General features: G+C 40.3%; 21 protein-coding genes and 1 tRNA gene. 13 read left to right on the forward strand and 9 right to left on the reverse strand.

Going from position 1 to position 26771, the window contains the following annotated elements; all coding sequences use genetic code 11:
• Positions 1–78 precede the first annotated feature (78 nt).
• The 3 genes from FGM01_RS06340 to FGM01_RS06350 all read left to right on the forward strand — a co-directional run bounded on the left by FGM01_RS06340 (position 79) and on the right by FGM01_RS06350 (position 4165).
• On the forward strand, positions 79–1245 hold the full coding sequence (locus FGM01_RS06340) for a cystathionine gamma-synthase (RefSeq protein ID WP_262710780.1): 1167 nt from the start codon (positions 79–81) through the stop codon (positions 1243–1245).
• Between the two features lie 63 nt (positions 1246–1308).
• The gene (locus FGM01_RS06345) at positions 1309–3453 is read left to right on the forward strand and encodes a glycoside hydrolase family 97 protein (RefSeq protein ID WP_143410275.1); all 2145 of its coding nucleotides are present in this window, start codon (positions 1309–1311) and stop codon (positions 3451–3453) included.
• A 100-nt stretch (positions 3454–3553) separates the two neighbouring features.
• Positions 3554–4165 carry an outer membrane beta-barrel protein gene (locus FGM01_RS06350; protein ID WP_143410276.1) on the forward strand — a complete coding sequence of 204 codons (612 nt, stop codon included), beginning with the start codon at positions 3554–3556 and terminating at the stop codon, positions 4163–4165.
• Between the two features lie 6 nt (positions 4166–4171).
• Here the strand turns inward: FGM01_RS06350 and FGM01_RS06355 are convergent, their stop codons facing one another.
• Positions 4172–5422 (reverse strand): cysteine desulfurase-like protein, encoded by a 1251-nt coding sequence (locus FGM01_RS06355; protein WP_143410277.1) that lies wholly within the window; start codon positions 5420–5422, stop codon positions 4172–4174.
• A 142-nt stretch (positions 5423–5564) separates the two neighbouring features.
• Here FGM01_RS06355 and FGM01_RS06360 point away from each other — a divergent pair, with 142 nt between their 5' ends.
• Complete coding sequence (locus FGM01_RS06360; RefSeq protein ID WP_143410278.1) at positions 5565–6386, forward strand: hypothetical protein; 822 nt, start codon at positions 5565–5567, stop codon at positions 6384–6386.
• Between the two features lie 81 nt (positions 6387–6467).
• Here FGM01_RS06360 and FGM01_RS06365 read toward each other — a convergent pair whose 3' ends face one another.
• Positions 6468–8840 (reverse strand): S9 family peptidase, encoded by a 2373-nt coding sequence (locus FGM01_RS06365; protein WP_143410279.1) that lies wholly within the window; start codon positions 8838–8840, stop codon positions 6468–6470.
• A 146-nt stretch (positions 8841–8986) separates the two neighbouring features.
• Here FGM01_RS06365 and FGM01_RS06370 point away from each other — a divergent pair, with 146 nt between their 5' ends.
• The gene (locus tag FGM01_RS06370; RefSeq protein ID WP_143410280.1) at positions 8987–10543 is read left to right on the forward strand and encodes a M20/M25/M40 family metallo-hydrolase; all 1557 of its coding nucleotides are present in this window, start codon (positions 8987–8989) and stop codon (positions 10541–10543) included.
• 16 nt (positions 10544–10559) lie between these two features.
• Here FGM01_RS06370 and FGM01_RS06375 read toward each other — a convergent pair whose 3' ends face one another.
• The 5 genes from FGM01_RS06375 to FGM01_RS06395 all read right to left on the reverse strand — a co-directional run bounded on the left by FGM01_RS06375 (position 10560) and on the right by FGM01_RS06395 (position 14246).
• Positions 10560–11714, reverse strand: a complete 1155-nt coding sequence (locus FGM01_RS06375) for a DUF3095 family protein (RefSeq protein WP_143410281.1) — start codon at positions 11712–11714, stop codon at positions 10560–10562.
• A gap of 63 nt (positions 11715–11777) precedes the next feature.
• Positions 11778–12140, reverse strand: coding sequence for a hypothetical protein (locus FGM01_RS06380; RefSeq protein WP_143410282.1), 363 nt, complete (start codon positions 12138–12140; stop codon positions 11778–11780).
• Between the two features lie 33 nt (positions 12141–12173).
• Entirely contained in the window at positions 12174–13157 is a 984-nt protein-coding gene (locus FGM01_RS06385) for a DUF1028 domain-containing protein (protein WP_143410283.1), read from the reverse strand.
• 49 nt (positions 13158–13206) lie between these two features.
• Entirely contained in the window at positions 13207–13896 is a 690-nt protein-coding gene (locus FGM01_RS06390; RefSeq protein ID WP_208012706.1) for a DUF2490 domain-containing protein, read from the reverse strand.
• A 38-nt stretch (positions 13897–13934) separates the two neighbouring features.
• Positions 13935–14246 carry a hypothetical protein gene (locus tag FGM01_RS06395; protein WP_143410284.1) on the reverse strand — a complete coding sequence of 104 codons (312 nt, stop codon included), beginning with the start codon at positions 14244–14246 and terminating at the stop codon, positions 13935–13937.
• Between the two features lie 411 nt (positions 14247–14657).
• Between FGM01_RS06395 and FGM01_RS06400 the strand changes: the two genes are divergently transcribed.
• Positions 14658–14729: transfer RNA gene (locus FGM01_RS06400), tRNA-Arg, on the forward strand.
• Between the two features lie 41 nt (positions 14730–14770).
• Here FGM01_RS06400 and FGM01_RS06405 read toward each other — a convergent pair.
• Positions 14771–15499: a phosphatase PAP2 family protein gene (locus FGM01_RS06405; RefSeq protein WP_143410285.1), complete on the reverse strand. Its 729-nt coding sequence runs from the start codon at positions 15497–15499 to the stop codon at positions 14771–14773.
• A 545-nt stretch (positions 15500–16044) separates the two neighbouring features.
• Here FGM01_RS06405 and FGM01_RS06410 point away from each other — a divergent pair.
• From FGM01_RS06410 to FGM01_RS06440, 7 genes are all read left to right on the forward strand, one after another.
• A complete protein-coding gene (locus tag FGM01_RS06410; protein WP_143410286.1) occupies positions 16045–16254 on the forward strand; it encodes a hypothetical protein in 210 nt (69 codons plus the stop codon).
• A 260-nt stretch (positions 16255–16514) separates the two neighbouring features.
• Positions 16515–17201, forward strand: a complete 687-nt coding sequence (locus FGM01_RS06415) for a TetR/AcrR family transcriptional regulator (RefSeq protein WP_143410287.1) — start codon at positions 16515–16517, stop codon at positions 17199–17201.
• On the forward strand, positions 17194–18861 hold the full coding sequence (locus tag FGM01_RS06420; RefSeq protein WP_143410288.1) for a peptidase domain-containing ABC transporter: 1668 nt from the start codon (positions 17194–17196) through the stop codon (positions 18859–18861). Before FGM01_RS06415 ends, FGM01_RS06420 begins: the two co-directional genes overlap by 8 nt.
• A 2-nt stretch (positions 18862–18863) precedes the next feature.
• Positions 18864–20210, forward strand: a complete 1347-nt coding sequence (locus FGM01_RS06425; protein WP_143410289.1) for an HlyD family secretion protein — start codon at positions 18864–18866, stop codon at positions 20208–20210.
• A complete protein-coding gene (locus FGM01_RS06430) occupies positions 20207–21595 on the forward strand; it encodes a TolC family protein (protein ID WP_143410290.1) in 1389 nt (462 codons plus the stop codon). The genes FGM01_RS06425 and FGM01_RS06430 overlap by 4 nt, the downstream gene beginning before the upstream one ends.
• A gap of 139 nt (positions 21596–21734) precedes the next feature.
• Positions 21735–22331: a lipid-binding SYLF domain-containing protein gene (locus FGM01_RS06435; RefSeq protein ID WP_243735767.1), complete on the forward strand. Its 597-nt coding sequence runs from the start codon at positions 21735–21737 to the stop codon at positions 22329–22331.
• Positions 22332–22396: 65 nt separating this feature from the next.
• Complete coding sequence (locus FGM01_RS06440) at positions 22397–23065, forward strand: haloacid dehalogenase type II (protein ID WP_143410291.1); 669 nt, start codon at positions 22397–22399, stop codon at positions 23063–23065.
• A gap of 76 nt (positions 23066–23141) precedes the next feature.
• On the opposite strand, the gene FGM01_RS06445 is transcribed toward FGM01_RS06440, so the two are convergent.
• The gene (locus tag FGM01_RS06445) at positions 23142–26759 is read right to left on the reverse strand and encodes a BamA/TamA family outer membrane protein (protein ID WP_143410292.1); all 3618 of its coding nucleotides are present in this window, start codon (positions 26757–26759) and stop codon (positions 23142–23144) included.
• Between the last annotated feature and the right edge of the window lie 12 nt (positions 26760–26771).

A 26771-nucleotide genomic window follows, 5' to 3' on the forward strand; every position in this document is an offset into this window, starting at 1 on the left:
TTGTTTTTCAAATTTATAGATGATTATCTTACGGGATGATTAAAATTAAAACTGGACAATCCGGTTGTAAATTGCAGGATTAACCAGGATAAAATCAACAATATGAGATTCAATACAAAAACCATACATGGAGGACAGGAGCAAACAGACCCTGCCTATGGATCTGTGATGCCTCCAATATATCAAACCAGCACATATGCCCAGAGTACCCCTGGAGGTCATAAGGGATATGAATATTCCCGAAGCGGAAATCCCACCCGGACCGCCCTGGAAAAATCTCTGGCAAATCTTGAAAATGGGAATTATGGACTCGCTTTTGGATCTGGTCTGGCCGCCATCGATGCTGTCTTGAAGTTATTCGAACCCGGTGATGAGATCATTTCTACCAATGATTTGTATGGAGGGTCGTACCGGTTGTTTACCCGGATTTTTGAAAAGATGGGGATCAAATTTCATTTTGTAGGAATGCAGGAGGCTGGGGATATAGAAAATTATATCACGCCAAATACAAAACTAATCTGGCTGGAAACTCCTTCTAATCCTATGATGAATATTACAGATATCGAGGCTGTTACCAGGATCGCTAAAAAGCATGGAGTCCTGGTGGCAGCAGACAATACCTTTGCCTCGCCATATTTGCAAAGACCTCTGGACCTGGGTGCAGATATAGTTATGCATAGTGCTACAAAATACCTGGGTGGACACAGTGACGTGGTTCTGGGAGGATTAGTGGTACGAGATAAAGTGCTTTACCAAAAGCTGTATTTTATCCAAAAGGCAAGCGGAGCCATACCCGGTCCTCAGGATTGTTTTCTGGTGCTGCGCGGAATTAAGACGCTTCATCTTAGAATGCAGCGACATTGTGAGAATGGGGAAGCTGTGGCAAAATTCCTTAGGTCTCATCCCGGAATAGACCAGGTTTACTGGCCCGGTTTTGATGATCATCCTAATCACGACATAGCTAAAAGGCAAATGAGCGGTTTTGGAGGAATGCTTTCATTTACAACTAAAGAAGGTTCTCTTAACAGTGCCACTAAAATTGTTGAAAAACTTAAGATCTTCACTCTTGCTGAATCACTTGGTGGTGTTGAATCCCTTGCGGGTCATCCTGCAAGTATGACTCATGCCTCTATTCCCAGAGAAGAAAGACAAAAGACTGGCGTCGTTGACTCGTTGATCAGGTTAAGTGTGGGAGTAGAAGATATAGAAGATCTCCTGGAAGACCTAAAGCAGGCGATCGGCTAAAAATTGGTTCATATTTGATAAATTGCGCTCCCGGACGCTAATCCGGTAATATTTAACTCAATCATGAAAAAAAGCTTACTTATTTTCTTCCTGTGTATCATAGGAATGAATAACACGATTTTTGCCCAGACTTTAAATTCCCCTGACGGTCAACTGGAAATGAACTTTTCCCTGCTGGAAGATGGAACCCCGGTTTATGATCTTAGCTATAAAGGTAATAAGGTCATCACGACCAGTAAACTGGGACTCGACCTAAAAGATGAAAAAGATCTTTTAGCAGATTTTAAAATTCAGAAGACCGAAAGAACAACCTTCGATAAAACCTGGACACCGGTTTGGGGAGAAACCAGGCAGATCAGGAATCACTATAATGAACTTGAGGTTCATCTCTTTCAACCGGCCACAGATAGAAACCTGGTTGTGAAATTCAGGCTATTTAATGACGGGTTGGGGTTCAGGTATGAGTTTCCAGAGCAAAAGAGTCTCGTCTATTTTGTCATCGAAGAAGAGCGAACTCAATTTGCCATGACCGGAGATCATACTGCATTCTGGATTCCCGGAGATTATGATTCCCAGGAATATGATTATACCGAGTCCAGGCTTTCTGAAATAAGAGACAAATTTGACGTGGCACTTACAGATAATGCTTCTCAGGAGCAGTTTTCCAAAACAGGCGTGCAGACCTCGCTTATGATGAAAACAGATGAGAATATCTATATAAATCTCCATGAAGCCGCATTAAAAGAATATTCGTTAATGAACCTTAACCTCGACGATGAAAAAATGATCTTTGAATCCTGGTTAACGCCAGATGCTATTGGTAATAAGGCTTATATTCAGGCTCCCGCGGTGTCTCCATGGAGGACGATCATGGTTAGTGATGATGCCAGGGACATACTTTCATCTAATATGAACCTAAACCTTAATGAGCCGAATAAACTCGATGATACTTCCTGGATAAAACCAATGAAATATATTGGTGTGTGGTGGGAGATGATCACGGGAAAAAGTAGTTGGAATTATACAGATGAGCTTCCCTCGGTAAAACTTGGAGAAACAGATTATTCTAAAACCAAACCTAACGGTAAGCATGCAGCTAATACCGGGCATGTAAAAGAATATATAGATTTCGCGGCCGAGCATGGTTTTGACGGAGTTCTGGTTGAAGGTTGGAATGAAGGCTGGGAAGACTGGTTTGGAAATTCTAAAGATTATGTTTTTGATTTTGTTACTCCATATCCAGATTTTGATGTGGAAGCTATTCATGAATATGCGCAAAGTAAAGGAGTTAAAATGATCATGCATCACGAGACTTCTGGAGCGATCAGAAATTACGAGCGTCATATGGATACAGCATATCAGTTCATGAATAAATATGATTATCCGGCGGTTAAAAGTGGATATGTTGGAGATATTATTCCCCGGGGAGAATATCATTATGGACAGTGGGCGATAAATCATTTTCTATATGCGGTGAAAAAGGCAGCAGATTATAAGGTGATGGTGAATGCGCATGAAGCTGTTCGGCCTACAGGATTAAGAAGAACGTATCCTAACCTCATTGGGAATGAATCTGCCAGGGGAACAGAGTTTCAGGCATTTGGAGGTTCCAAACCAAATCATGTGACCATCCTTCCCTTTACGAGATTGATTGGAGGTCCTATGGATTATACCCCCGGAATTTTCGAAATGGATATAAGTAAATTAAATCCAGATAATAATTCTCATGTGAACAGCACCATTGCAAATCAGCTGGCCCTTTATGTTACAATGTACAGTCCTTTGCAGATGGCGGCAGATCTTCCGGAACATTATATGCGTTTTCCAGATGCTTTCCAGTTTATTAAAGATGTCGCCTTAGACTGGGATGAAAGTATTTATCTGGAGGCAGAACCAGGTGATTATATTACCGTAGCCAGGAAAGAAAAAGGTAGCGGAAATTGGTTCCTGGGGAATGTGAACGGTAATGAGGCCAGAATTTCGAAGATCAAATTCGATTTTCTTGAAAAAGGGAAAGAATATATAGCAACCATATATTCAGATGCTGCAGATGCCCACTATAAGACCAATCCGCAAGCCTATGAGATCAAAAAATACAGAGTGAATAATAAATCTTCTTTATCACAAAAATCTGTACCGGGTGGTGGATACGCGATTAGCATCATGGAAGCTGATAAAACCGAATTGAAGAATTTAAAAAAACTGTAATAAATATAAAGGCCTGAACCATTGATGTTTATTTGATGGTTTCAGGCTTTTTCTTTAATTTCAAGCTATTCTTCATTCAAACTGAAAAGGATCATATCCTATGCTTAAAAAGTCTGTTTTTTTACTGCTAATCTTTTTTGCCGTAAAGTCTCATTCGCAGCGTTATCGCGATTATGAGATAGGTCCTATGGTAAATTATGAACATACTTCTTTGTATGCATCGCAGGGTGTTTTTCCAGGCGGGGTTGGAGATGATAAAAGTATATCCGGGTTTGAGCCAAGCTACGCAGCAGGTGTTTATTATATTTATTATTTCAAACCTAAATTTGGTCTGGGAACAGAACTTTATTTTCAGAGGACAACCTCTTCAGACCTCGAGAGCGGCGAATACTATAATTCCCTGACCTTTATGCCTTATGTCAATTTTGATCCTTTCAGGCAGATAAGCAACTGGTATTTTGGAGCCGGATTCGGTGCGGCGTTTATTCAGGAATCGCCAGATTATGGAGCAAGGGTTAAAGAAGAAGATATCAGGGTTATTACGGTACCCGTAAAAATTTCCACCTCTTACCGCATTCGAAACCATATTACTTTCGAACTTGGAGCTCAGACAGAAATCCTCGAAGTTGTAAATGATAACGTGAGGAGGATGGCTGTTTTCTTCGGAATAAAAGTACCTCTTAACCGCCTTAACCGTTATTACTATCGTTAGCAGGAACTAAAATATCCCTCTGAATACGGTGATTAAATTTTCTACCTCCTCTATGGTGTTGTAATGTACCAGGCTTACCCTAACCACACCATTTTTGTCTTCAAGATCCAGAGCCTGTATCAGCTTTTTTGCATAAAAATCACCGAACCTTATTCCAATACCGTGCTGGTCCACCTTTTCTACTATCTCATCACTTTTAAAGTCTCTGTGAATAAAGGAGATGGTAGGTACCCTAAGTATGGCATCTGCACTTGAAATCCCTATGATCTGAATTTCCGGAATTCCTTTGAGATAAGATAGGAGTAGTGCCGCGATCTTTTCTTCATGAGCCCCTATGAGTTCATAGGCAGAGGATAATCTGCCCGAAAAGCTTAGGTCATCCCCGTTAAAATGATGCCTGTACATTTCTTCGTAATAATCAATGATGCCCTGGAGGCCATAGGTGAGTTCAAAATTGAAATTTCCCGGCTGTAATTTATAGGGAACAGACTCTTTTCCTATAAAATAGTGATTGAGGGAATCAAGCTTGCTAAGCTCATTATATTTTCCAAACATCACTGCCAGGTGCGGGCCATACGTCTTATACCAGCTGAAAGTATAGAAATCTGCGTCCAGATCACGCACATCTACTTTTCTATGCGGTGCAAATGCCACCCCATCTACACAGATAAGAGCTCCGGCTTCATGTACGGCCGAGGCAATTTTCTTTATTGGGTTTATAGTGCCCAGAACGTTAGAAGTATGCGTTACCGCCACCAATCTGGTGCGATTGGTCATTAATTTTTTCAGTTCTGATATTTCAAGTTCCAGGCTTTTCCGGTTCACCTGCCAGATTTTTATATTAAAACCTTTTTCCTGCAGATCTTTCCATGGAGAAACATTGGCCTCGTGATCTGTATCTGTGACTATGATCTCATCGCCCTCCTGCCATTGTTGACTAATGGTTAGGCTTAAAATTCTTAGCAACATAGTGGTGGAAGAACCAATTACGATCTCTTCATCCCGGGAAGCGTTAACAAGAGCGGCTATTCCTGTGGTAACCTGCTTTAGTTTTTCGCCTGCCTCTGCAGATATCTTATTTGAAGCGCCCAATTGAACATTATAGTTTAGCATATATTCACTAATGCGATCTATAACCTTGCCCAAAACCTGGGATCCACCCGCATTATCCATAAAAGTAAAACCTTTGCCAAGTGCCGGGAATTGTGTTCGGGTAAAATCCAGGTCTAATGTTTTATTCCTAACCTCTGTTTTCATGGATAATTAAAATTTAAGTGCGGGATCAATTTTACCGGCCAAGGTAATAATTTTCTATTTTCTTATTTTCTATTTTTAACTATTGAAAATCAGTCTTATACGAAAAAAGTTATAAATTTAAACTCCACTAAAATTAAGCGTCATGTTGAGAAAAAAGTATTTTCACGTAGCGCTCCAAATCATCTTTTGCTATTGTTTATTAATTAATCTTACTTCCTGTGCGCCAGATGAAAGGGCGAGTACAGATGCTGATCTTTTAAAATTAGATCTTAAGACTGCGAATGCATCCGGGGAAAAAGTAAATCACTATTACGGTACTACCAGGCCATTTGGCAAGGGAGTGGTACGTAGTGTGGTTACTTTGGATAGTGAAGATAATCCCGTTGCAATGGGGGTAATTTTTTCTGAAAAAGCCCTGTTACATCCGGGTACAGAAGATGTAAACATCACTCTGGACCTCCACCCCAAAGCCAGGGGTATGGTGGTGGACCACATAGATTTTGGATACCATCCCCATGGTCACGCCGGCCCGGGTTTTATGAAAGAGCACTTTGATTTCCATTTTTACTGGATTACTGAAGAAGAAAAACTAAGTATTCCGTTTATTATTGATAACGGCCCTGCGGCAGATCTGCCACCGGCGCAATACTGGCCGGAAGGCTATGTATATGATCCGGTTACCGTTCCCCAAATGGGAAGACACTGGATAACCGAAGAACAGGCAGCTTCAGAAGAATTCGATGAAACTTTTATCTATGGATCATATAATTCTGAATTCACCTTTTATGAACCTATGATCACCATGGAATATCTAACGGCGGGGAATTTTGAAAGTTCTTATCCAATAACTTCTTTAGAAGGTTATGCTATTCCCGGTTATTATGCGAATTCTTATGAAATTAAATTTGATCCGGTTAAAAAGCAGTATAGCATTATGCTTACCAACATGACCTGGAAGGAATAAACAGCTAACATACAAACAGAGCTACCTCAATGGGTAGCTCTGTTTTATTCAGTGAAGATCTGCAGATGAGGATCTTTTACTCTAATTTTTTTCCAGCAAACTTTCGTTAAAAAGTTCCAGTATTCGGCTATACTCATCGGTCCAGCTGCTTGGTTCTACAAATCCATGACCTTCTACAGGGTAAACTGCTAACTCCCAGTCGTCCTTGCCCAGTTCAATTAAACGCTGCGCCAGCCGGACCACATCCTGAAATTGCACATTGGTATCTACCATTCCGTGGGCGATCAAAAGATCTCCTTCCAGACCTTCCGCAAAATAAATGGGGGAAGAACGGCGATAAGCTATAGGGTCTTCCCAGGGCCTGTTCAAAATATTTGAGGTATAGCCATGATTATAATGTGCCCAATCTGTCACCGATCTAAGCGCAGCACCGGCCTTAAATATCTCTGCGTTGGTGAACATGGCCATAAGGGTAATAAAACCACCATAACTCCCGCCATAAATACCCACCTTCTCCGGGTCGATATTATGATTTTCTATTAGGTATTCTACTCCATCCACTTGGTCTGTAAGATCTTTTCCACCCATATGCCTGTAAATACCAGTTCTCCAGTCTCTTCCATAGCCGGCACTGCCACGGTAATCTATATCGATCACGGTGTATCCAAGATCTGTGAGAAGATTATGGAACATGTATTCTCTGAAATAACTTGACCACCATTTATGGGCATTCTGGAGATAACCGGCACCATGAACAAAAACAATAGCAGCATCATTCTTTACGTTCTCTTCAGGCTTATAAAGACGGGCCGGGACCTGAGCTCCATCACGTGCTTTAAAAGTTACTAATTGCGGTTCTTTCCAGTTATAAGCCGAAAAGGCTTCAGATTGCCCGCTGGTAAGTTGCTTCGCTTTAGCACCTGCCTTATTCGGCTTGAGGTAGAGTTCCTCGGGTTTATTTATATAAGAATGCGTGATCGCCAGGTATTTCTCATCGGGGGAGAGTTTTACCTCATTTTTACCTTCCATAGAAGTTAGTTGGGTCATTTTTCCTCCCATAACCGGCATCCTGTAGAAATGTCTTTCTCCCGGATGAATTTGGGATGAGGTGAAATACCAGTTTTTCTTATCATTTGAAAGCTGCGGATCAAAAACTTCATATTTTCCCGGCGTAAGGTCGGTTTTAACTCCTGTTTCAATATTCAGGATATATAGATGAGAAAAGCCAGACTCTTCACTTTGAAAGTAAATATGTTTGTTATCTGGCAGCCAGCCTAAAGTTTCATTGCCATAGAACGTATTGCCAATTCCCGGGCCCGCAAGCCAGGCTTCATCCCTTTGTCTTTCCAGAGTTTTTATTTCTGCCGTATTAAGGTCAATCAGGGCAATCCATCTGTCTTTGTTGTCTTTAGATCTTAAGTTTACCACGGCCTGTTCGCCGTTTTCAGAAAAATGGATTTGCGAAGGAATGATCTCCCTTGCCTTTTCTTCCCGTTCCACATCCGGGTAATCTGAAACGTAATCTGGCAGGTCCTTTATCCCGGGAAGTCCCGACAGATCTATCATGAAAACGCTATCTTTTTTAAGATCATAAAGAGCAAGTTCGGCGGAAAATCCTACTTCCCCAACCTTACTGCGTGCCGATAGATTTTCTGTATATCCGCTTTCATCCACATAATTGGGAACCATGGTTGCCCGGCCACGTTCACGCTCTATAAGACTAAAACCTACAAAATCCCCGGTTGGAGAAATATTTAAATTTCTTATTTCCTTTCCTGAAAGGTGAAAAACATAGTCGTCTTTCGCTTTTATAGATTCAAGATAAGCTTTGGCGTTTTCCTTATCCTGTTTTCTCTGGTTTACCACTTCGAGAAGCTTCAGGTTCTCATTTTCCAGCCATTCATGTTTTGCGGAAACTTCCTTTTCTTTTTCTTTCTTTCCTGAACCAGTTTTTATATGTGTAAGTTGTTTTAAACTGCCTTTTTTCAGATCGTATAAAAAAGCATTATTGTCGGCTTCAAAAGAGATGATATTTTCATTTCTCATGAATTTCGCATCCCTGATATAAAAAGGAAGGTCCAGTAATACTGTCTTCTCACGAGTTCTCATATCATAAATAAAAAGATCACCATCATCTGAGAAGATCATTTTTGATCGTGAACTGTTAAAGTCGCCCCGATTTGGTATCAGGTCTCTTTTTTCCTTTGCAGAAACCAAAAGGATCTTATCAGGATTTTTCAGGTTGATGCGATGCAGGGAATCTGCAGGGTGATCTTCAGGATTGTAATCAAAATAAATATTTTCACTGTGTATACCCCATTTAACATTACTGGGGAAAGTTCCCATCCACCGGGTATCCTGCATGATCTTTTCTACGCTAAGTTCAGAGGACTGACTAAAACTGTGAAGGGAGCAGGATAAAAAAAGTACGAAAACAGATAAATATCTTAACATAATTTGAAGGCTCTGGTATTAAAAGATCGCCAAGATAAATAAAATTGGATCGTAATTTAAACTATAACAGCTTATAAAGGTCTAAAACGAATAGTAACCTATATTAGCAGGAATGCAAAAAACTAAATCAACTAAACCTTTTTTTTATGACCAATAAATTGAATGCAGTATTGGTACTGCTCTTATTTACGATTTTCCAGGTCTCTGCACAAGATCACCAGGAAATGGTGGAAAAGATTGTGGCAGAAACTAATAAAAATTCTCAATTAGAAAATCTGGCGCATGAGCTGCTGGATGTGGTAGGACCTCGTTTGGTGGGAACGCCTCAAATGAAAAATGCCCATAACTGGGCGGTGAAAAAATATAACAGTTGGGATATAGCTGCCAGGAATGAAGAATGGGGAAAATGGAAAGGCTGGGAACGTGGAATCACTCACGTAGACCTTATCTCGCCAAGAATTCAAAGCCTGGAGGCCAGACAACTAGCCTGGAGCCCTTCCACCGGGAAAAAACCGGTATCTGCAGAGGTTATTATTTTACCTGCAGCTAAAGATTCCCTGGATTTTGTAAATAAATTAAATTCTGTCAAGGGTAAATTTGTGATGATATCGATGCCTCAGCCTTCAGGAAGACCAGATTATAACTGGGAAGAATGGGCAACCAAAGAATCATTTGAAAAAATGAAAACAGAGCGTGACTCATTGGATAAACTTTGGGATCAAAGATTAAGAAATACAGGTTTATCCAGAAAGGAATTAGCAAGAGCTCTCGAAGATGCCGGTGCTGAGGGAATTATTTCTTCCTGTTGGTCCAGAGGATTTGGAGTGAATAAGGTTTTTTCTGCGTATACAAAAGAAGTTCCCACAATAGATGTTTCCCTTGAGGATTATGGTTTGTTGTACAGGCTGGCAGAAAATGGTGATAAACCGGAGATAAGGGTGCTTGCAGAATCTACAGAACTTGGAGAAATGCCAACCTTTAATACTATCGCAGAGATAAAAGGAACAGAAAAACCTGAAGAATATGTGATTCTTTCTGCCCACTTTGATAGCTGGGATGGAGCTACAGGGGCGACAGATAATGGTACAGGTACTATCGTAATGATGGAAACCATGCGAATTCTGAAAAAACTTTATCCTAACCCAAAACGAACCATCCTGGTAGGCCATTGGGGAAGTGAAGAACAGGGATTAAATGGTTCCCGTGCTTTTGTGAAAGATCATCCGGAAATAGTTGACAATGTTCAGGCACTTTTCAATCAGGATAACGGAACCGGTAGAGTTGTAAATATCTCTGGTAATGGATTCCTGAATGCCTATGACTATTTAGGGAGCTGGTTATATGAAGTCCCGCAGGAGGTAAGCAGGCATATAGAAACCAATTTTCCGGGCTCTCCGGGAAGAGGAGGATCAGATTATGCCGCGTTTGTTGCTGCAGGTGCTCCCGCCTTCAATCTTAGTTCTCTTAGCTGGGATTACTGGAATTATACCTGGCATACAAATAGAGACACCTATGATAAGATCGTTTTCGACGATGTGAGAAATAATGTAATCCTAACGGCTGTACTTGCTTATATGGCAAGTGAAGATCCCGATAAAACTTCGAGGGAGAAGATTAATTTACCTGTGAGCAGAAGGACCGGCGAAAAAATGTCCTGGCCAGAGCCAAGAGATGCCGAGCGGGCAGGAATGCTTGAAGATTAAGATTTAACACAGGCAGCTAATTATGAAATTTTGCTTTCAGGTGGTTAGCTGCCTTTGTATAACCACCATTGCCGCCATCTACAAAATGTATATGCTGGTCTGTGCTCATGTCCTTCACATAACAGGACATGATACTCTCCCCGCTAACGTGATATCCATATTTTATCAAGCCTTTCTGTTCCAGCATATCGAGATACCTAATCAACCTCTTACGCTGTTTGCTGTTTCCTGTGATCACGGTATTTATCCGGCCGTCCAGGGTAAGATTATCTGAAAGTTCTACTAATTTCTGAAGGTAGCTTTTGCCGGCACTGGTATTCCTTAGATATAATTCTCCAAAATTGGCAATCATAAAACTTTTAATAAAGGTTCCCAGATCCCATCTCCCGAGTTTTGTCTTCATTTCATCCTTGATCCTTTGTAAACCCGCTTTGATCTTAAGTCTTTGCACACTAATGGGTTTTCTATGATCTGCAGAGCCATAAATCTCGTCTATGGCCATCATTACCTTAGAATATCTGCTTGAATAATCTGTTTCACCACAACCGGTAACAATTAAACTAAGTACCTCCTGGTCACTATCAGGTGGTTTTATTTTATCCCATTTGCATTCCATCCCATCAAGATTCAGGGGAGTTTCGTCCACAACAATATCCTGAACGATTCCATTATGTTTGATCCTGTCTTCAGCATACTGGAGACCGTACCCGAGAACTACAGGTATATTCAGGACGTGGTTGGCTTTCACCCTTGCGATCTTGAGATCTACATTTTCGCTATAGATATCTGATACGCTTACGCTGCCTATAGACAGGTTGAAGCCGAAATTCTTTTCGGCGTTCTTATGGTGTTTTTTCAGAGCGGCAAGCGATTTTTCCCGGATAACTTCAGGAATAAGAAAGGTAGCGCCGTCACCTCCAAAAAAGAAGGGGACATTTATATCGTTGGCATCTGCCAGATTTAGAACCGCCACTACACAGCCTGTAGCCACCAGATTTACCTGATGATGTTTACCATTTTGTACGGCCTGGGTCGAATTGCGAATATCTGCTACCAGGATATGCCAGTCACCAGGAATTTCGGTAAACATCTCCCTTTGACTTATCAGGCTGCTAATTGCAATATCCTGAACCTGCAGATCTGAAAAGAAATTAGTATTGGTAGCTTTCATACATTTTATGTCGCAATCAAGGCCAGATAATTTCTATTTCATTTCGAGCCGGAAAAAAAATGATTATTTAAGTTCTGCACCAACTGCAATACTGCAGTCATGTCCCGGTTCACCATGCGGCGGATTGATCTTTGGAGCTGCTTCCCGGAGACGAACCGGAGAACTGTTCATGGGTTGAGTGCTCTGGGCAGCAGTATTTTCAAGTGGAGCTCCAACAGGCAGATCACAGCGGTGACCTTCTTCTCCATGAGCCGGGTTGTACTTAAGGTCTGAGTTTTTAGCCATATTTTGTTTCAGGTCTTCCGGGGAGGCTTCGCTGGCAACCGGTTCTTCACTCGTGGTCGTTTTTTCTTCATCCTTGCAGGAAAACAGGCAAACTGATACCATCAGGATCAATAAAAGGGATATACTTTGTAAACTTTTCATAACTATAGCTTTAGACTTATAAATGTATTTAAATTAATCGATTATTTGCCGCAGTTCCTCTTCAGAAATAGTTAGAATTCCTGATGGTGGCAACCTGGTGATCATCTCCTTCCAGTTCCTGTCTTCTTTAAAAACCTTCGTAAATATTGGTTTTGCTTCTTCAATTCTTCCGCTGTTGGCTAAGGCCACAGCTTTCCAGAATTTCATTTCCAGGTTCTCCGGAAACATCTTCTCTGCTGCTCCATATTCGGCCAGAGCTTTTTTCATATCTCCCGCTTCCACGGCAAGATCACCCCGGTTCATATGTTCATAGGCACGGGCGACTTTTAACAGCCGCGATAATTCTTTGATAGGCTCTGTATGGTCATCTACCCTAAGGTCTATCTTTTTTTCTTCCCAGCTATTATCGGTTCGGTCTGGCCCAACTACTATTAAGGCTGCAGATTGTTTTCCCCGAATATCGCCTCCTGCTTCCTGGGCTGCTTTTAATGCTTCCATGACCCTTTCTGCCAGGGGATATTCTGAAAAGCGAACAAAAGCTTCGGCCATTGCCGGCACCACTTTATCATTTAGCATCATATTTGCCTGGACAGAAAAGTTTTTCCCTTGCAGATCTTCCGCAGCTTCCACACAATTCTTTCCGGTGAAACCCGAAACATTTCCTTTAGCATCCAAAAAAGCAACCTGTCGGAAAGCCCGGCCTTCATCTTTTTCTATTAACCTGGTCAAAGCTTCTTCCGCAGGAATCCCATTAGCCATTAATTCCAGGCCCTCGGGACCATAGGCAGGATTCACAAAAGATTGTGTAGCAACTACTCCAACCCCGGCCTTACCCCAGGAAACAATAGATCCAACTGAAAACCAGTGACTTTGAACCCCGACGGCCATTTCTCCGGTAACACTATCCCTGGCTACAATACTGTAGGTATGTGCAAAAGCATCTTTTTCTACGCCGATATTTTGAGAGTGAATGGAGGTTATGCTGAAAATTAATAGAATAAGAAACGCTCTGCCCATAATGAGAAATTTTAAGATTGAATAAAGATAAACTTTCCGCGTAAGAATTTTAGAAAGAATGGTGCAGGCTTAATTGCAGCTGTCCTTTATCTAAAGCGTTCGTGCTTTGAATCATATAACCACCCTGGATCTTTAAATTGTCTCTTAGGGCATATCCCAGGGCAGTATAGAACCTGTTCCGGTCAAAGATCTCTACTCTTCTTCCTCCACCAATATCACGCTGGCCATTAATGAAAAGCTCATTATACAAAGCAAGATAAATGGCATTACGGTTGAGGTCGGGCTGATTGAAGGGGATATTTATAAAAAGGTTATAGCGATAGCGCGTCCTGAAATCCTGGTCTTCCACCCAGCGTTGTTCATACCGAAATCTGTGCTTTAAATAGATGCGCTCACTTATTTTCTGAGGGATCAAAGCCTCCTGATATATCCGGCTTTCGGTAGTGGTAGAGTTACTTTCCCCAAAGGCACCGGTGGTAATATGCCCATATCCCAGGGTTAATTTAACCTGGGAAACAGGAGAGTAGGTTATCCCGCCTCTAATTAATAATTGTTCCAGATCTCCAATGATATCCCAGTTCCTGTATTGAATATCACCCTGTAATCCGAATTTGGAATCCTTGAAAGAAGTGTCCCAGAAATACATGTACCAGGCTCCTGTTTGTTCATCATTTACCTGGGAATAAGCGTTTAAATTAGGTAATAAGCATAGAATACTTACAAATAGTAGTTTTTTCAAAGCAGATTTTTGGGGTAAAGATAATTTTCTGGAAGCCGTCAATCAAGTTTTACCAGTTCAACTTTTTTCACCTCGAGATATTCCGGGCCACCATCTACCGGGTAACCTGCGATCTTCTCTGCCCAAAGTTTTACTTCCTGATCTTCAAAATTGGTCAGATCTGCCTCGGCACTTCTAAGCGCATAAAAATCATCACCGCTTTCCAGGATGTGTGTACCGTATTGGTAACTGGTGATCCCTGCCGCTTTTATGGTTCCGGTGTATTGAATATTATTACCCATGTATTCTGTTTTGCACCCCAGACCAAGGCCTGTGGTTAGGATGATCACTATCACAACTATCTTTCTCATATTTTGATCTTTAAATTTCCAATTTACGATTTAAACAAATTTGGGAAATGATTTCAGCAATTCGCCCTTTAAATTTTGAAATAAAGCATTTATTTTTGTGCAGCCTTTTTTAGTATTGTTCATTACAAAAGATAGTTCTGAAAGATCGAGACCTTTTATTTTTAGAAAGTGTAAATTATAGACTAATAAAGATCAGAACGAATTAGATTTTTAGGCCTCATAGTTCAATGGATAGAATAGTCCCGAAGCATCGGAATCCTAAACTTAAGAATTTTGAGCATTGTTGAAAATAGTAAAGAAAAGTAGTTAACCGGCCCCATAGTTCAATGGATAGAATAGTCCCGAAGCATCGGGATCCTAAACTTAAGAATTTTGAGCATTGTTGAAAATAGTAAAGAGTAGCAGTTAATTGGCCTCATAGTTCAATGGATAGAATAGAAGTTTCCTAAACTTTAGATCCAGGTTCGATTCCTGGTGAGGCTACAAATCAAAACCTGTGAGCAAGTTTCACAGGTTTTGTTTTTTTAGGCGACAGGATCCCTTCTGAAAATTTCTATCAGGTTCAGCACCAGAATACAGAAAACCACCCAAATCAAACCGGCGATATACCCTCCAACGATGTCTGAAGGGAAATGTACCCCCAGGTAGATCCTGCTAATTCCTATACTTAGGATAATGAAAGCTATTAGAGCAATAAGACCCATCTTCAAAAATTTGTTGATCCTGAATTTAGTACACAGATAGATAAGGAAGCCATAAAAAGCCATGGCACTCATGGCGTGACCACTGGGATAGCTCAGGGTTTCAACCGAAACCATATGCTCTATGCCCGGGCGGGCACGGTTGATAAAACGCTTCAGCATGACGTTGGATGCCGTGGCCAGGATAAGGACCAGGCTGGTCTGGATCACATATTTCCATTTTTTCAGGATCAGTTTTGAGATCAGCAGGTAAATTCCAACTACGATAAGATAGCCATAAAGGTCTCCGGCTTTGGTCATGAATATAAAGTACTCGGTCAAAGCTGGAGTCCTGAATGAAATAATAAATTGCGTCACTTCATCGTCCAGTCGCGCCAGGGTATCAGTTTTCAGGGTATCGGTTAGTTCAACAAAAAGGTTTATGCTTCCTACAACCACGATCAGCGATACAATCACGATAATCACATAAGGTAGCTTTTGGTTGTAAGCCTGGAATTTCTGCACCAGAAAATCCCTGATTCCTGAGATAAATTGAATTAAAGTTTCTCGCATAGAATTAATATTTATGGGTATAAACAGGTGGATAATTTTCGATCATCCTGTGCACGGTCATTTTCATTTGAGTTTTAAGAATTTTTCCTAGTAATCTTTTAGATGTAAAAATATAAAAAGACTAAATGTTTAGATTTTTAGTTTAAAAAAGACTGAAAGAGAAATTACTTTTTTTATTTAATGAACAGAATGCCTAAAGGTGATTGTTTTCTCTAATTGATTTTCTGCAGGCTTGATATCTTCTAAATCTGAGTTAAAGAAACTGGTTAGCGTGCTTCTTTTATACTGTAAAATAAAGGGTTTCCCGATAAAATAAGATTGAGCATTTATAAGCGCTGATGTAAATAATAAATATGGTACTGTGCCATAATCAAAAATAGAATAGGTTAAAATCTATGCTGGTTGTTAATATCCTGTTTATAAACTATTTGGAACTCCTAAAAAACCAACTCATTCTCTTTTTAACTTGCAGGTAGCCAGAACTGCCCTACTTATAATAGCTGAATTTCAGTCATTTGATGATTGTTTTACTAATAAATCAGACTATGAGACTTTTTTTGCCCCAAATCGATTTAAGTGACCATTTGGAAACTGATTTCAATATTTTCGGTTTTCTATTCAAACTGATTTTAATTGGTGCTATTGCTTTGCTGGTCTTTTTTCTAACAGACAGAAGCTACCACGCAAAAGCATTTAATGATCAGGGTAATGCTACCCCGGAAGTATTAATGGCAGGACCGCCAGTGCCTTATTAAGATCTGTTGACATTCAAATTTTAAAAAGGAAAAACATTTGTTTTTCCTTTTTTACTTTCCTCACTATTGACCAAAACTGTTTAAGCATACGTAATTGTTGTTCTACAAGTTAAAAAATCGTAAGTTCCCGGTATTCTGGGTTCTGCAGGCTATTCCGTCCTTTTTAACTTGCTGAAATACACTGTACAGAAGTTAAAATAATAGTAATACTATTATGTTTAAAAGAAAAGATGTTATTTTTGAAAGCAATAATTTTAGGTATGAAACATCTTTTACAGAATATAAGGATTGGTGTAAATGAAAAGATCTTTTTGAAAGATCCGGAAACTACCGCCCTGGGTAAACGTATCGTGGAAAACAGTATTTTGTTAATCGATGAGATAGGTTTTGAAAGCTTTACTTTTAAAAAGCTGGGGGCCAGCATTAATTCCAATGAAAGTTCGATATACCGGTATTTTGAGAATAAGCATAAGCTACTGGTTTACCTGACCTCATGGTACTGGGGCTGGAAAGAATACCAATTGGTTTTCGCCACTAACAGTATTTCCAAACCAGAAGAAAAATTGCTGAAGGCGGTTGAGATTGTAACGCAAACTGTGGAAAAAGATGAAAGTTTCAGTCATATAAACGAAATCATGCTGAACAGGATCATCATTAATGAAGCTTCCAAATCTTACCTTACCAAAGAAGTAGATGTGGAAAATAAGGATGGCTATTTCGCTGTTTATAAAAGATTGGTGAACAGAATAAAAGATATGATCACGGAATCGGCTCAAGATTATCCTTTTGCCTTTAGCCTGGCCAGCATGATCGTAGATGGAGCGCTGCACCAGCATTTTCTGAAAGATCATTTCAAATCTATAACAGATTGCAATAATAAAGTAAGTGTTCAGGACTATTTCAGTGACCTGGTGGTTAGAACTTTAAATTTTAAAATTGATGAGTAATCCTAAACTTTCTGTCTGGCAACGCTTTATTGGTCTTATAAAACTCGAAAAAAAGGATTTTCTGCAAATCCTTTATTACGCCATCTTCGCTGGATTGGTAAACCTGTCTGTTCCTCTTGGAATTCAGGCGATCGTAAACCTTATCCAGGGTGCCCGAATAACTACCTCGTGGATCGTACTGGTAACTGTAGTTACCCTGGGGGTAGCTTTCGTAGGGGTGCTTCAACTCATGCAGATAAGAATTCTGGAGAATGTTCAGCAAAAGATCTTTACCAGGGCCTCCTTTGAATTTGCGTATAGGTTTCCCAAGATAAAAATGTCGCAGTTAAAAGACTTTTATCCACCGGAACTGGCAAATAGATTTTTTGATGTACTCACCATTCAAAAAGGTATCTCCAAATTGGTACTGGATTTCCCGGCAGCAGTACTGCAGATCATATTTGGATTAATTCTTCTTTCGCTTTATCACCCTTTCTTTATACTATATGGATTGCTTTTGGTATTACTAATCTTCCTTGTTTTTAAATTTACGGCACGTACAGGATTGAATACCAGTATGGACGAATCTAAAATGAAATATCGTATAGCCCACTGGATCCAGGAAGTAGCGAGAACCCTGGTGAGTTTCAAAACCTCGGGCAGGACTAATCATGCTATTACTAAAAATGACAAGCTGGTGACCAAATATCTGGATGCACGTGAAAGTCACTTTCAGATCTTACGCCTACAATTTATCCAAATGATCGTTTTTAAAGTGCTGGTAACTGCGGGTCTTTTGATCATTGGTGGACTGCTTGTGCTGAACCAGCAAATGAATATTGGACAATTTGTGGCCGCAGAGATCATCATTCTTCTTATCATTAGTTCAGTAGAAAAGATGATCATTGGCCTGGAAAATCTTTATGATCTTTTGACCTCCCTGGAGAAACTCGGGGAAGTAGTAGACAAAGAACTGGAAACACAGGGTGGAGATAAAACATTTGCTGATAGTACAGAATTCAATGTGGAGCTTAAGAATGTTAGTTTTACCGGATTTAGCAAAAAAGTAGTCCTTAAGGATATAAACCTTACTATCCATCCGGGTGACAAGATCCTTCTCGAGGGACCTAATGGTTCCGGGAAATCTACCCTTTTGAAGATAATTGCCGGGCTAATTGAACCAACCTCAGGTAAAGTATATGTGAATGGAATTTCTTTGCAGAACATCGATCTCAATTTTTACCATTCTTTACTTGGACAGTCATTAACTGAAGAATCTCCGTTCGAAGGAACCCTGATTGAAAATATCACCTTCGGGGATAAATCTATTGGACAGAAAGAAATTTACGCAGCTCTGGAGAAAACCGGCTTAACCGAGTTCGTAAGGCAACAGCCCGATGGCCTGGAAACGATGATCTTCCCCGAGGGCATGCAACTCCCTTACACTATCGCGAAAAAGATCGTACTGGCACGGAGTCTGGTTAGAAAGCCCGGACTTTTAATCCTCAATGAACCGTTAGACCAAATAGACAGAAAAGAACAAAGCAGGATCGTTGATAATCTTTTTGCTGAAGACAACCCCTGGTCTATTATTGTGACCAGCCAGGACGAAATTTGGAGAGAGAAGTGCAACCGGCATATCGTCATTGTGAATGGCGAAATTCAAAATAAATCCCGATAATCATGCTGAATATTACTAAAAATACACTGCACGAAAAGGTAGACCTTACCAGGTATGAGGCCGGGAAAAAGGTTTTTCATACCAGGCATTACAAGTATTTCAATCTGTTTCTCAAGATTTTTGCCATAGGTGGGATAATAATTCTTTTTTTACCCTGGACTCAGACCATTTCCGGGAAAGGTTCAGTAACTACCTTAACGCCGGAGCAAAGACCTCAAACCATTCAATCTGCAATTCCCGGAAGGATCAATAAGTGGTTTGTAAGGGAAGGAGATTATGTGGAAAAAGGAGATACGATTTTGCATATTACCGAGATCAAAGATGAATATTTTGATCCTGATCTTGTGGAAAGAACGGGTGAGCAGGTACAGGCGAAGACAAACTCACTTACTTCGTACGACGAAAAAATTTCAGCTCTGGAAAATCAGCTGGCTTCACTTCAAAGAGAAAAGAACCTGAAACTGGAACAGGCAAAAAATAAGCTTAAACAGGCCGGTCTTAAAATGAAGAGTGACAGTATAGACCTTGAAGCGGCAAAGACCAATTTGAATATAGCTGAAACCCAGTTCAACCGGACGCAATTATTACAACAGGAAGGTTTAAAAGCGATGACAGATGTGGAAGAGAAGAAGCTGAAATTGCAGGAAAATCAGGCTAAACTTATTTCCCAGGAGAATAAATTGCTGGCGAGCAGGAATGATATCATTAATGCGAGGATAGAACTTAACCGTATTGAAGCAGAATACAGTGATAAGATATCAAAGATAAGTAGCGATAGGTCCAGTGCCCAATCTGGTAAGTTTGATGCAGAGGCTGAAGTAAGTAAATTGAAAAATGCCTATGTGAATTATGGAATGCGAAAAGACTTATATTATGTACGTGCTCCCCAGAACGGATACATCAACACAGCTATTCGTGGAGGGATAGGAGAGACCTTCAAAGAGGGAGAAAAACTTGTAAGTATCATGCCGGCAAATTATGACCTGGCGGTAGAAACTTTCGTTGAGCCCCTGGATCTTCCTTTATTGCATAAGGGAGAAAAAGTACGGGTAAGGTTTGATGGATGGCCCGCCATAGTTTTTAGCGGATGGCCAAATGTTAGTTATGGAACCTACGGGGCTGAGGTGGTCGCAATAGAAAATTTTATAAGTCCAAACGGGAAATACCGTGTCCTCCTGGCTCCAGACCCTGAAGATCACGAATGGCCTGATGCTTTAAGAGTTGGCTCGGGTGCGAATACCCTGGCACTTCTGGACGATGTACCTATCTGGTATGAGATATGGCGACACTTAAACGGATTCCCTCCAAATTATTACACGCCGGAAGATCAAAAAACTGCAGCTAAATGAGAAAATTTCAGATCATAATCTGTTTGGTATTTGCTCCTTTTCTGGTATTCAGCCAGGAGGTTGATAGTACCTTCCTAAAACTGGACGATTATCTCGAGATGGTGAAGAAATATCATCCCGTGGTGAGACAGGCCAGGTTGATCACCGAGCAGGGAGAATCTAATTTGTTAAGGGCCAGAGGTGCTTTTGATCCGAAAGTAGAAGCTGGTTATGATCGTAAGGATTTTAAGGATACCGAATATTTCGACATCTTCAATGCTACCTTTAAAATACCAACCTGGTACGGGATAGAATTGAAGGCTAAATTTGAAAACAACCAGGGGGTTTTTCTAAATCCTCAGAATACGGTACCCGATAATGGTTTGCTGGCCGCCGGGATCTCGATACCCGTGGGGCAGGGACTATTTATTAACGAACGCATGGCGGCTTTGAAACAGGCGAAAATATTCCGGGATCAAAGCGAAGCAGAGCAGCAACTGGCGGTTAACGAAATCTTGTTCGATGCTTCCACAGCGTATTTCGATTGGTTTACCAGTTACAATGAGTTAAAAATTTACCAGAATTTTATTGAAAATGCCGAAAGGCGTTACCAGGGTATTCTTAAAAGTCATGAAGCCGGAGATAAGCCGGCCATAGATACGCTCGAAGCCAATATCCAGATCCAGGACAGAAAATTGAGCCTGGAACAGGCCAGGCTGGATCTATATAAAGCTTCCCTCAAACTAGCCACGTTTTTATGGACAGATAATAATACCCCGCTCGAGATTAGGGAAGATGTGTATCCCGAAGCCTCCTTCTTTGAGGAAATGAAAGATTATTTAAGAAGTCTCGATGAGGATTTGATCGTTTCTCATCCTAAAATTCAATCTCTGGGCTATAAAATTGAAATGCTGGAATATGAAAGGAGACTGAAAGCAAATAAGTTACTGCCAGAATTAAATCTTGAATACAATTATTTAAGTGGTGATCCGGAGGTTTTAAATAGTTTTGTAAATGATAATTATAAATTCGGCTTCAGTTTTAGTGTTCCCTTGTTTTTAAGAAAAGAACGGGGAGATCTGCAGTTAACCAGGCTGAAACTGGAAAACGCAGAATTCGAACTGGTAAATAGTGAGCTGGAATTAAGAAACAAGATCCTTGCTCTGGAAAGGCAATTCTCTTCCTATTTAGACCAATTGCAACTGGTGGAAGATCTGGTACAAAGTTATACCAGAATGCTGAGTGCTGAAGAAAGAAAACTGGAGCTGGGGGAAAGTTCTGTTTTTCTGGTAAATACAAGGGAGAAAAATTTGATCTCGGCTAAACTAAAAGAGATTTCCCTAAAACAAAAGCTCCTCAATACCAGGGCAGATCTTTATCGGGTACTTGCCCGTTTCGAAATATGATTATAGATCAGCAGGATTCATCGGTTAAATTTTTTAACAGGACGTAGGCATATATGCTAATTGAGCGTGAAATAACAAGTGCTTAACACCAAAAAAAACGCTTATTCGCTATCTTGATGTAAATCTAAAATTTAATGTTATGAGATTTCGAAATTCTATTTTGTCAGGTTTAATGATGCTATTCCTCTTATCCGGGATGCAATCTGTGGCTCAGACAGATGATGAGAATTGGGATGAGAAGGAGAATGAGCAGATGGTTGATGCCGACAAGAAACAACAACTAATTAGAGATGCTAAAGATTCCAAACAAGCATTCATAAAAAATTCGTCTAATTTAAAAGAGCTTTTTGATAAAGCGGTAGGCTATGTGATTTTTCCGAACGTTGGTAAAGGGGCATATATTCTTGGTGGAGCAGCAGGAAATGGCGTTCTTTTTGAAAACGGGAAAGTTGAAGGCTTTGCTGAATTAAGGCAATTAGATATTGGATTACAAATTGGTGGACAGGCTTACAGACAGGCTATTCTTTTCCAGACACAATCTGAGCTGGATAATTTTAAAAAAGGTAATTATAGCTTATCAGGAAATGCTTCCGCAGTTATTATCGAAAAAGGAAAGGCTAAAAATGTTGAATTCAACAACGGTAGAGCAATCGTCACCATGCCTAAAGCGGGAGCGATGGTCGAAGTATCTGTTGGAGGACAGAAATTTGAATACGCCAGTGCCGGGGATTATTAATAATTGAATTCACATATTTAATTTAAAAGCCGGTTTTTGCCGGCTTTTTATTTTTTGGAAATAACATGAGAAATATCAGCACCATTATTTTTGACGTTAATGAAACACTGCTGGATCTAAGCCCTTTAAAGGATAGTATAGATTCTAAATTGGGTGAGGGAGCAGCAGAAGTTTGGTTTGCAGAACTACTCCAGTATTCCCTGGTTGAAAGTATCTCTGGTTCGTACCATGATTTTAGCAAGATCGCTGAAGCGGTGCTGCAAATGAACGGCAGCAAGAAAGGAATTGAGTTGACCAGGGAAAAAATACAGCAAATTCTTGATCCTATTACTAAATTAGAAGCTTATCCAGATGTAGAAGAAGGTTTGTCTAAACTTGGTAATGCAGGGTTTAAATTGATCGCTTTTAGTAATGGTAAGCCGTCGGTATTAAAGGACCAGCTATACTACGCGGGGATAGCAAATTATTTTGATGAGGTGTTAAGCGTTGATGCCGTGAAAAAATATAAACCCCATCCGGAAACTTATAGATTTGCTTTAAAGAGATCTGATTCTATAGCGCAGGAAACCGTCATGGTGGCTGCTCATGGTTGGGATATCGCCGGTGCCGATCGCGCCGGGCTCAAAACAGCCTTTATGCAAAGGCCCGGAAAGTTTTTATTTCCACTCTCTAATAAACCAACCTGGGAGTTAAAAAAATTATCAGACCTGGCTGAAATTTTGAAGGATATTTAAGGAGGGCATAAATCTGTTAAGGCAAAAAAAAACCGCGCTGATCATATCAGCGCGGTTTTTTTCAAATAATTCCTGCTTAGAAGGCAAAATTAAAAGTGAAATTCAATCGTCCACCTTCATCACCAACATAGTAACCTATATTTCCGGTTGCTGCTTTAAAGGCATTGATAAAGATAGAACCTCCATAGTTCGTATGCCATTCAGAAGAGTTGTCGTTATCTACCCATACACGGCCATAATCAAAGCCTGCACTTGCACCGATTCTTACCGGTACAAAATCTGATCTGAATTCGGTGATCCCGCTTCGAAGATCTATATTCTGATAAAAGGCATATTTACCATTAAATCGATCGTTTCTATATCCACGTAAACTATTGGTATTTCCACCACCTAATGTAGCTGCATGATAAAACTCAAAATCATCCCCGATAATTGCTTCTCCTCCAATCTTGGTAGCCAACGCAGCAAATCCGCTTTCATGTAAAGGATAATTCAGAGAAAGCATAGGTCGCACATAGCCAAATTTGTTATCATTTTCATCGATATTAGACTTGTACCCGGCTGTAAGGTCAAGCTCAATTCCCCTGGATGGAAAAGCAACCCTATCCTTATTGAAATAATTATAATTTATTTCTCCGCCGGCATATAGCTGGCTATCGAAAACAGGATTCGTAGCTGCAAAAATATCTGATACGAAAAAGCCCTCGTCGTTTTTAACTTCAATCGACTCAATCATAGGTTTAATACTGAATGAGCTCTGGGTATCATTTCTCCAGATAAGGGACGGAGCAAATCTCCATTGCTGCATTCTAACCCGGTTGTATTCTTTGTCAATTTCATCGGGATCATAATCTGTTTCATTTCCCGTTCCAAAGTAGTTCATGGTAAAATTTGGACTGGAATAATAGGCATTCAGGCCAAAATTCCAATTATAAAATATATGAGCGAATTCACCGGTATAATCGGCTTCAAAACCTTGCGTTCTGAAGAAGTAATTAAGCGTTACGCTTTGCCTGGTAGTAAATGGATTTCGTACCAGTCCATAAGTGGTATAAGTGTTTCGCACTCCCAGCTTGAAACCCACATCAGAGTTGAAATCTGCACTTGGGAATAAAGTAAACTGTCTTATTTTTTTCTTTTTAGGGTCATAGTTGTTGATATCATAACTATCTACCAGCATTTTATTTACACCCGGGGTTTTGATCGTGCTTTTCTTACTCTTAAAGTCATAAAGTTTCGCCTTTCTGGTATTCTGAAAATCATAGATATCATTTTCTTCTCCTCCTATGATCTTTAAAGGAACCAGATTTGATCCATCACCTATGATCTTGAATTCATCGTCTCCATCCAGGCCATAAATCCATACTTCCCGGGTTTGGTCTGAGTTATATTTCTTTTCTGCTAAAAGTTCTCCGTCCTTATTCTTTAGTTCCACCAAGGTTATCCCGTCGGCCATTCTGGTTATTAGGAATTGGTCATCTTTCTGGGTACCGGTGAATACGTCAAATTCTGTCAAATGTTTGTAATATTCCCGGGCAATTTTTTCCAGATTTGCTCTACGCGCTTTCATGGTTTTTTTGATATCGCCAACATAGCCTTCTTCTACAATTCCCTGGGGAAGGACATCAAAGGCTTCTTTAATTACTTCATCTGTTATATTATTCTGGATATAATCCACCTGTGCTTTCCAATCCTCCCAGTCTGCATTTCTAATAAAGGCTTTATCAAGAGGGTAACCCGCAACATTGAACCATTTAGGTCTTTTAACTTCGTCACTGTATTCTTCCATAGCTCGAAGTGGTGGGGAAGCCAGTCTTAACATGGAAAGGGCGAAACCATCGGTTTTTGGAAAAACCTGGTCCCGGTCTTTTGCAATTGGCAGGTATCTCTTTTTGCCATTTTCTTCTTCAAATTCTGCCCATTCATATTGCCCTTCATGGCGATCCCAGTCTCCTAATAACATGTCCAGTAACCTGGCCCTGATGAACATTTCTTCATCTACATAAACATCTTTCGTTTCCTGCATTTCCAGCATAAGGTCTGCTGTATTTAGAATATCATCAGCATTTCCGAAGATTTCCAGGTCTTTATTTTCACCCCCTACATGGGCTTCGAACATATACAGTTCATTTCCATAATCTTCATTATAAACTCCAAGTGCTTCCTGTTTAGGTACATAATAGAGTTCTGAATTGGGGTGAAAAATACCCAGTTCATCCATGAATCTTCCGGCCGGAAATGTTCCGTATGGGAAAGCGGTGGTATAAAAATCTTTTACATACCTCTCTGCAATGGTATTTTCCAGATAGTCTTTGATATAATGCGTGGTGATCACTGTAGTTTGTAAAAACTGCAGGGCACTTTTTTCCAGTGCTCTCATGGTATATTCATGACCATCCTCGTCTCTGAAGCCAAGAGACCTTGATTGGTGTCCTCCACCGGCACCTAATACCTGCAGGTTTCCGGGCAGGGTGTCCAGGTATAATACCGGGAACTCGAATTTTTTACTGTATAGGGGTCGGTAATGTTCTCCCCACAGACTTTTATGGAAACCACTTTTATCGGTTTGCTCTTCGGTATAAACAGAGGCTGTGGCCGTGGGCCCTATTCTGGTTTCTGGCCAGGATACCTCTTCTAAAGTTGGTCTTTCCCGGCTAATATGATGGCTAAAAATCTTTTTGGTTCCAGATGGATTTACCTCGTAAAATTCAACATTAGAACTTCCGTTTCTGTTTATATTCATTTTAACATAACCCAGCTCATAAGAAGCAAAGCCATCCTTATCTTCTTCCGGTTTTGCTTTGGCCGGCTTTTCGGTAACCCCGGCGATTACCTGTTCTATTCCGTCATCTTTGATGTACTGAAGGTTTTTATCCTGTCCCGAAAGAAAAATGACATCGTTATATTGTCTCGCAATGGTTTCAAGAATACCCATTAACTGACCTAATTGCGGATTTCTCCTGGTTTGGTCACCAGCTCCAACCATCATTTCCCAGAAACTAAGTTTGGTTTTTGTCATAACAGGATGAAAAACGGCTACGAGCACTGTTTTTTTCTGGTTGTCTTCAAGCTCATCGTTGAATTCTTCCCGGAATTGAGCCCTCGTCTTGATCTCACATTTATTATTAATATAGGGGTGATCATCCCAGTTTTCTAGATACCATTGGGAGTCGACCATAATTAATTGTACACCATTTCCAAGACTTTCACTTTCAATGGGGCATCCGTCATTGGGCCAGAATTTTCCACGAGAATTATCCTGTAAAAATGATTCGAGATCATCAATATTGTCCGGGGCATCGGCCTGCCACTCGTGATATCCGGGAGTAAAAACAATATTTCCCTTGAAATCACTAATCTTTTCCAGGAGATTCTTTTTTAGTTCCTTTTCTACCTCATTTCTACCGTTATCTTTATCAGGATAGCCTTTTTCAGGGACAATATTTCCAACAAATATCAGCGTTGAAGAATCCTCTTTTTTCGAGGATTGTACGATCTCATTGAGAATAAGGTCATTTGAAGCATTGGTTCTTAAAGCAGTATTGGAGGTAATATATACCGAATGTACCTTTTCTTTGGTCTGTACAGAGTCTTTCTGCGCACTGGCAGGAATACAAACAGATAAAATTAGAACGGGAAGAAACAGAAATGAAATTGAAATCTTTAATTTCTGAGATCGGGTTATTATGCTCATAAAAGCCAGGTT

Origin of the sequence: Christiangramia sabulilitoris, assembly GCF_007050985.1 — a bacterium.
In the GTDB taxonomy this organism is placed as follows: domain Bacteria; phylum Bacteroidota; class Bacteroidia; order Flavobacteriales; family Flavobacteriaceae; genus Christiangramia; species Christiangramia sabulilitoris.

Excerpts from the sequence above, each read along its gene's own strand:
- FGM01_RS06360 (WP_143410278.1), top strand. The coding sequence starts at position 5,565 with ATGTTGAGAAAAAAGTATTTTCACGTAGCGCTCCAAATCATCTTTTGC.
- FGM01_RS06395 (WP_143410284.1), bottom strand. The coding sequence starts at position 14,246 with ATGAGAAAGATAGTTGTGATAGTGATCATCCTAACCACAGGCCTTGGT.
- FGM01_RS06405 (WP_143410285.1), bottom strand. The coding sequence starts at position 15,499 with ATGCGAGAAACTTTAATTCAATTTATCTCAGGAATCAGGGATTTTCTG.
- FGM01_RS06350 (WP_143410276.1), top strand. The coding sequence starts at position 3,554 with ATGCTTAAAAAGTCTGTTTTTTTACTGCTAATCTTTTTTGCCGTAAAG.
- FGM01_RS06370 (WP_143410280.1), top strand. The coding sequence starts at position 8,987 with ATGACCAATAAATTGAATGCAGTATTGGTACTGCTCTTATTTACGATT.
- FGM01_RS06375 (WP_143410281.1), bottom strand. The coding sequence starts at position 11,714 with ATGAAAGCTACCAATACTAATTTCTTTTCAGATCTGCAGGTTCAGGAT.
- FGM01_RS06430 (WP_143410290.1), top strand. The coding sequence starts at position 20,207 with ATGAGAAAATTTCAGATCATAATCTGTTTGGTATTTGCTCCTTTTCTG.
- FGM01_RS06425 (WP_143410289.1), top strand. The coding sequence starts at position 18,864 with ATGCTGAATATTACTAAAAATACACTGCACGAAAAGGTAGACCTTACC.
- FGM01_RS06415 (WP_143410287.1), top strand. The coding sequence starts at position 16,515 with ATGAAACATCTTTTACAGAATATAAGGATTGGTGTAAATGAAAAGATC.
- FGM01_RS06445 (WP_143410292.1), bottom strand. The coding sequence starts at position 26,759 with ATGAGCATAATAACCCGATCTCAGAAATTAAAGATTTCAATTTCATTT.
- FGM01_RS06380 (WP_143410282.1), bottom strand. The coding sequence starts at position 12,140 with ATGAAAAGTTTACAAAGTATATCCCTTTTATTGATCCTGATGGTATCA.
- FGM01_RS06440 (WP_143410291.1), top strand. The coding sequence starts at position 22,397 with ATGAGAAATATCAGCACCATTATTTTTGACGTTAATGAAACACTGCTG.
- FGM01_RS06385 (WP_143410283.1), bottom strand. The coding sequence starts at position 13,157 with ATGGGCAGAGCGTTTCTTATTCTATTAATTTTCAGCATAACCTCCATT.
- FGM01_RS06345 (WP_143410275.1), top strand. The coding sequence starts at position 1,309 with ATGAAAAAAAGCTTACTTATTTTCTTCCTGTGTATCATAGGAATGAAT.
- FGM01_RS06420 (WP_143410288.1), top strand. The coding sequence starts at position 17,194 with ATGAGTAATCCTAAACTTTCTGTCTGGCAACGCTTTATTGGTCTTATA.
- FGM01_RS06435 (WP_243735767.1), top strand. The coding sequence starts at position 21,735 with ATGAGATTTCGAAATTCTATTTTGTCAGGTTTAATGATGCTATTCCTC.
- FGM01_RS06355 (WP_143410277.1), bottom strand. The coding sequence starts at position 5,422 with ATGAAAACAGAGGTTAGGAATAAAACATTAGACCTGGATTTTACCCGA.
- FGM01_RS06410 (WP_143410286.1), top strand. The coding sequence starts at position 16,045 with ATGAGACTTTTTTTGCCCCAAATCGATTTAAGTGACCATTTGGAAACT.
- FGM01_RS06365 (WP_143410279.1), bottom strand. The coding sequence starts at position 8,840 with ATGTTAAGATATTTATCTGTTTTCGTACTTTTTTTATCCTGCTCCCTT.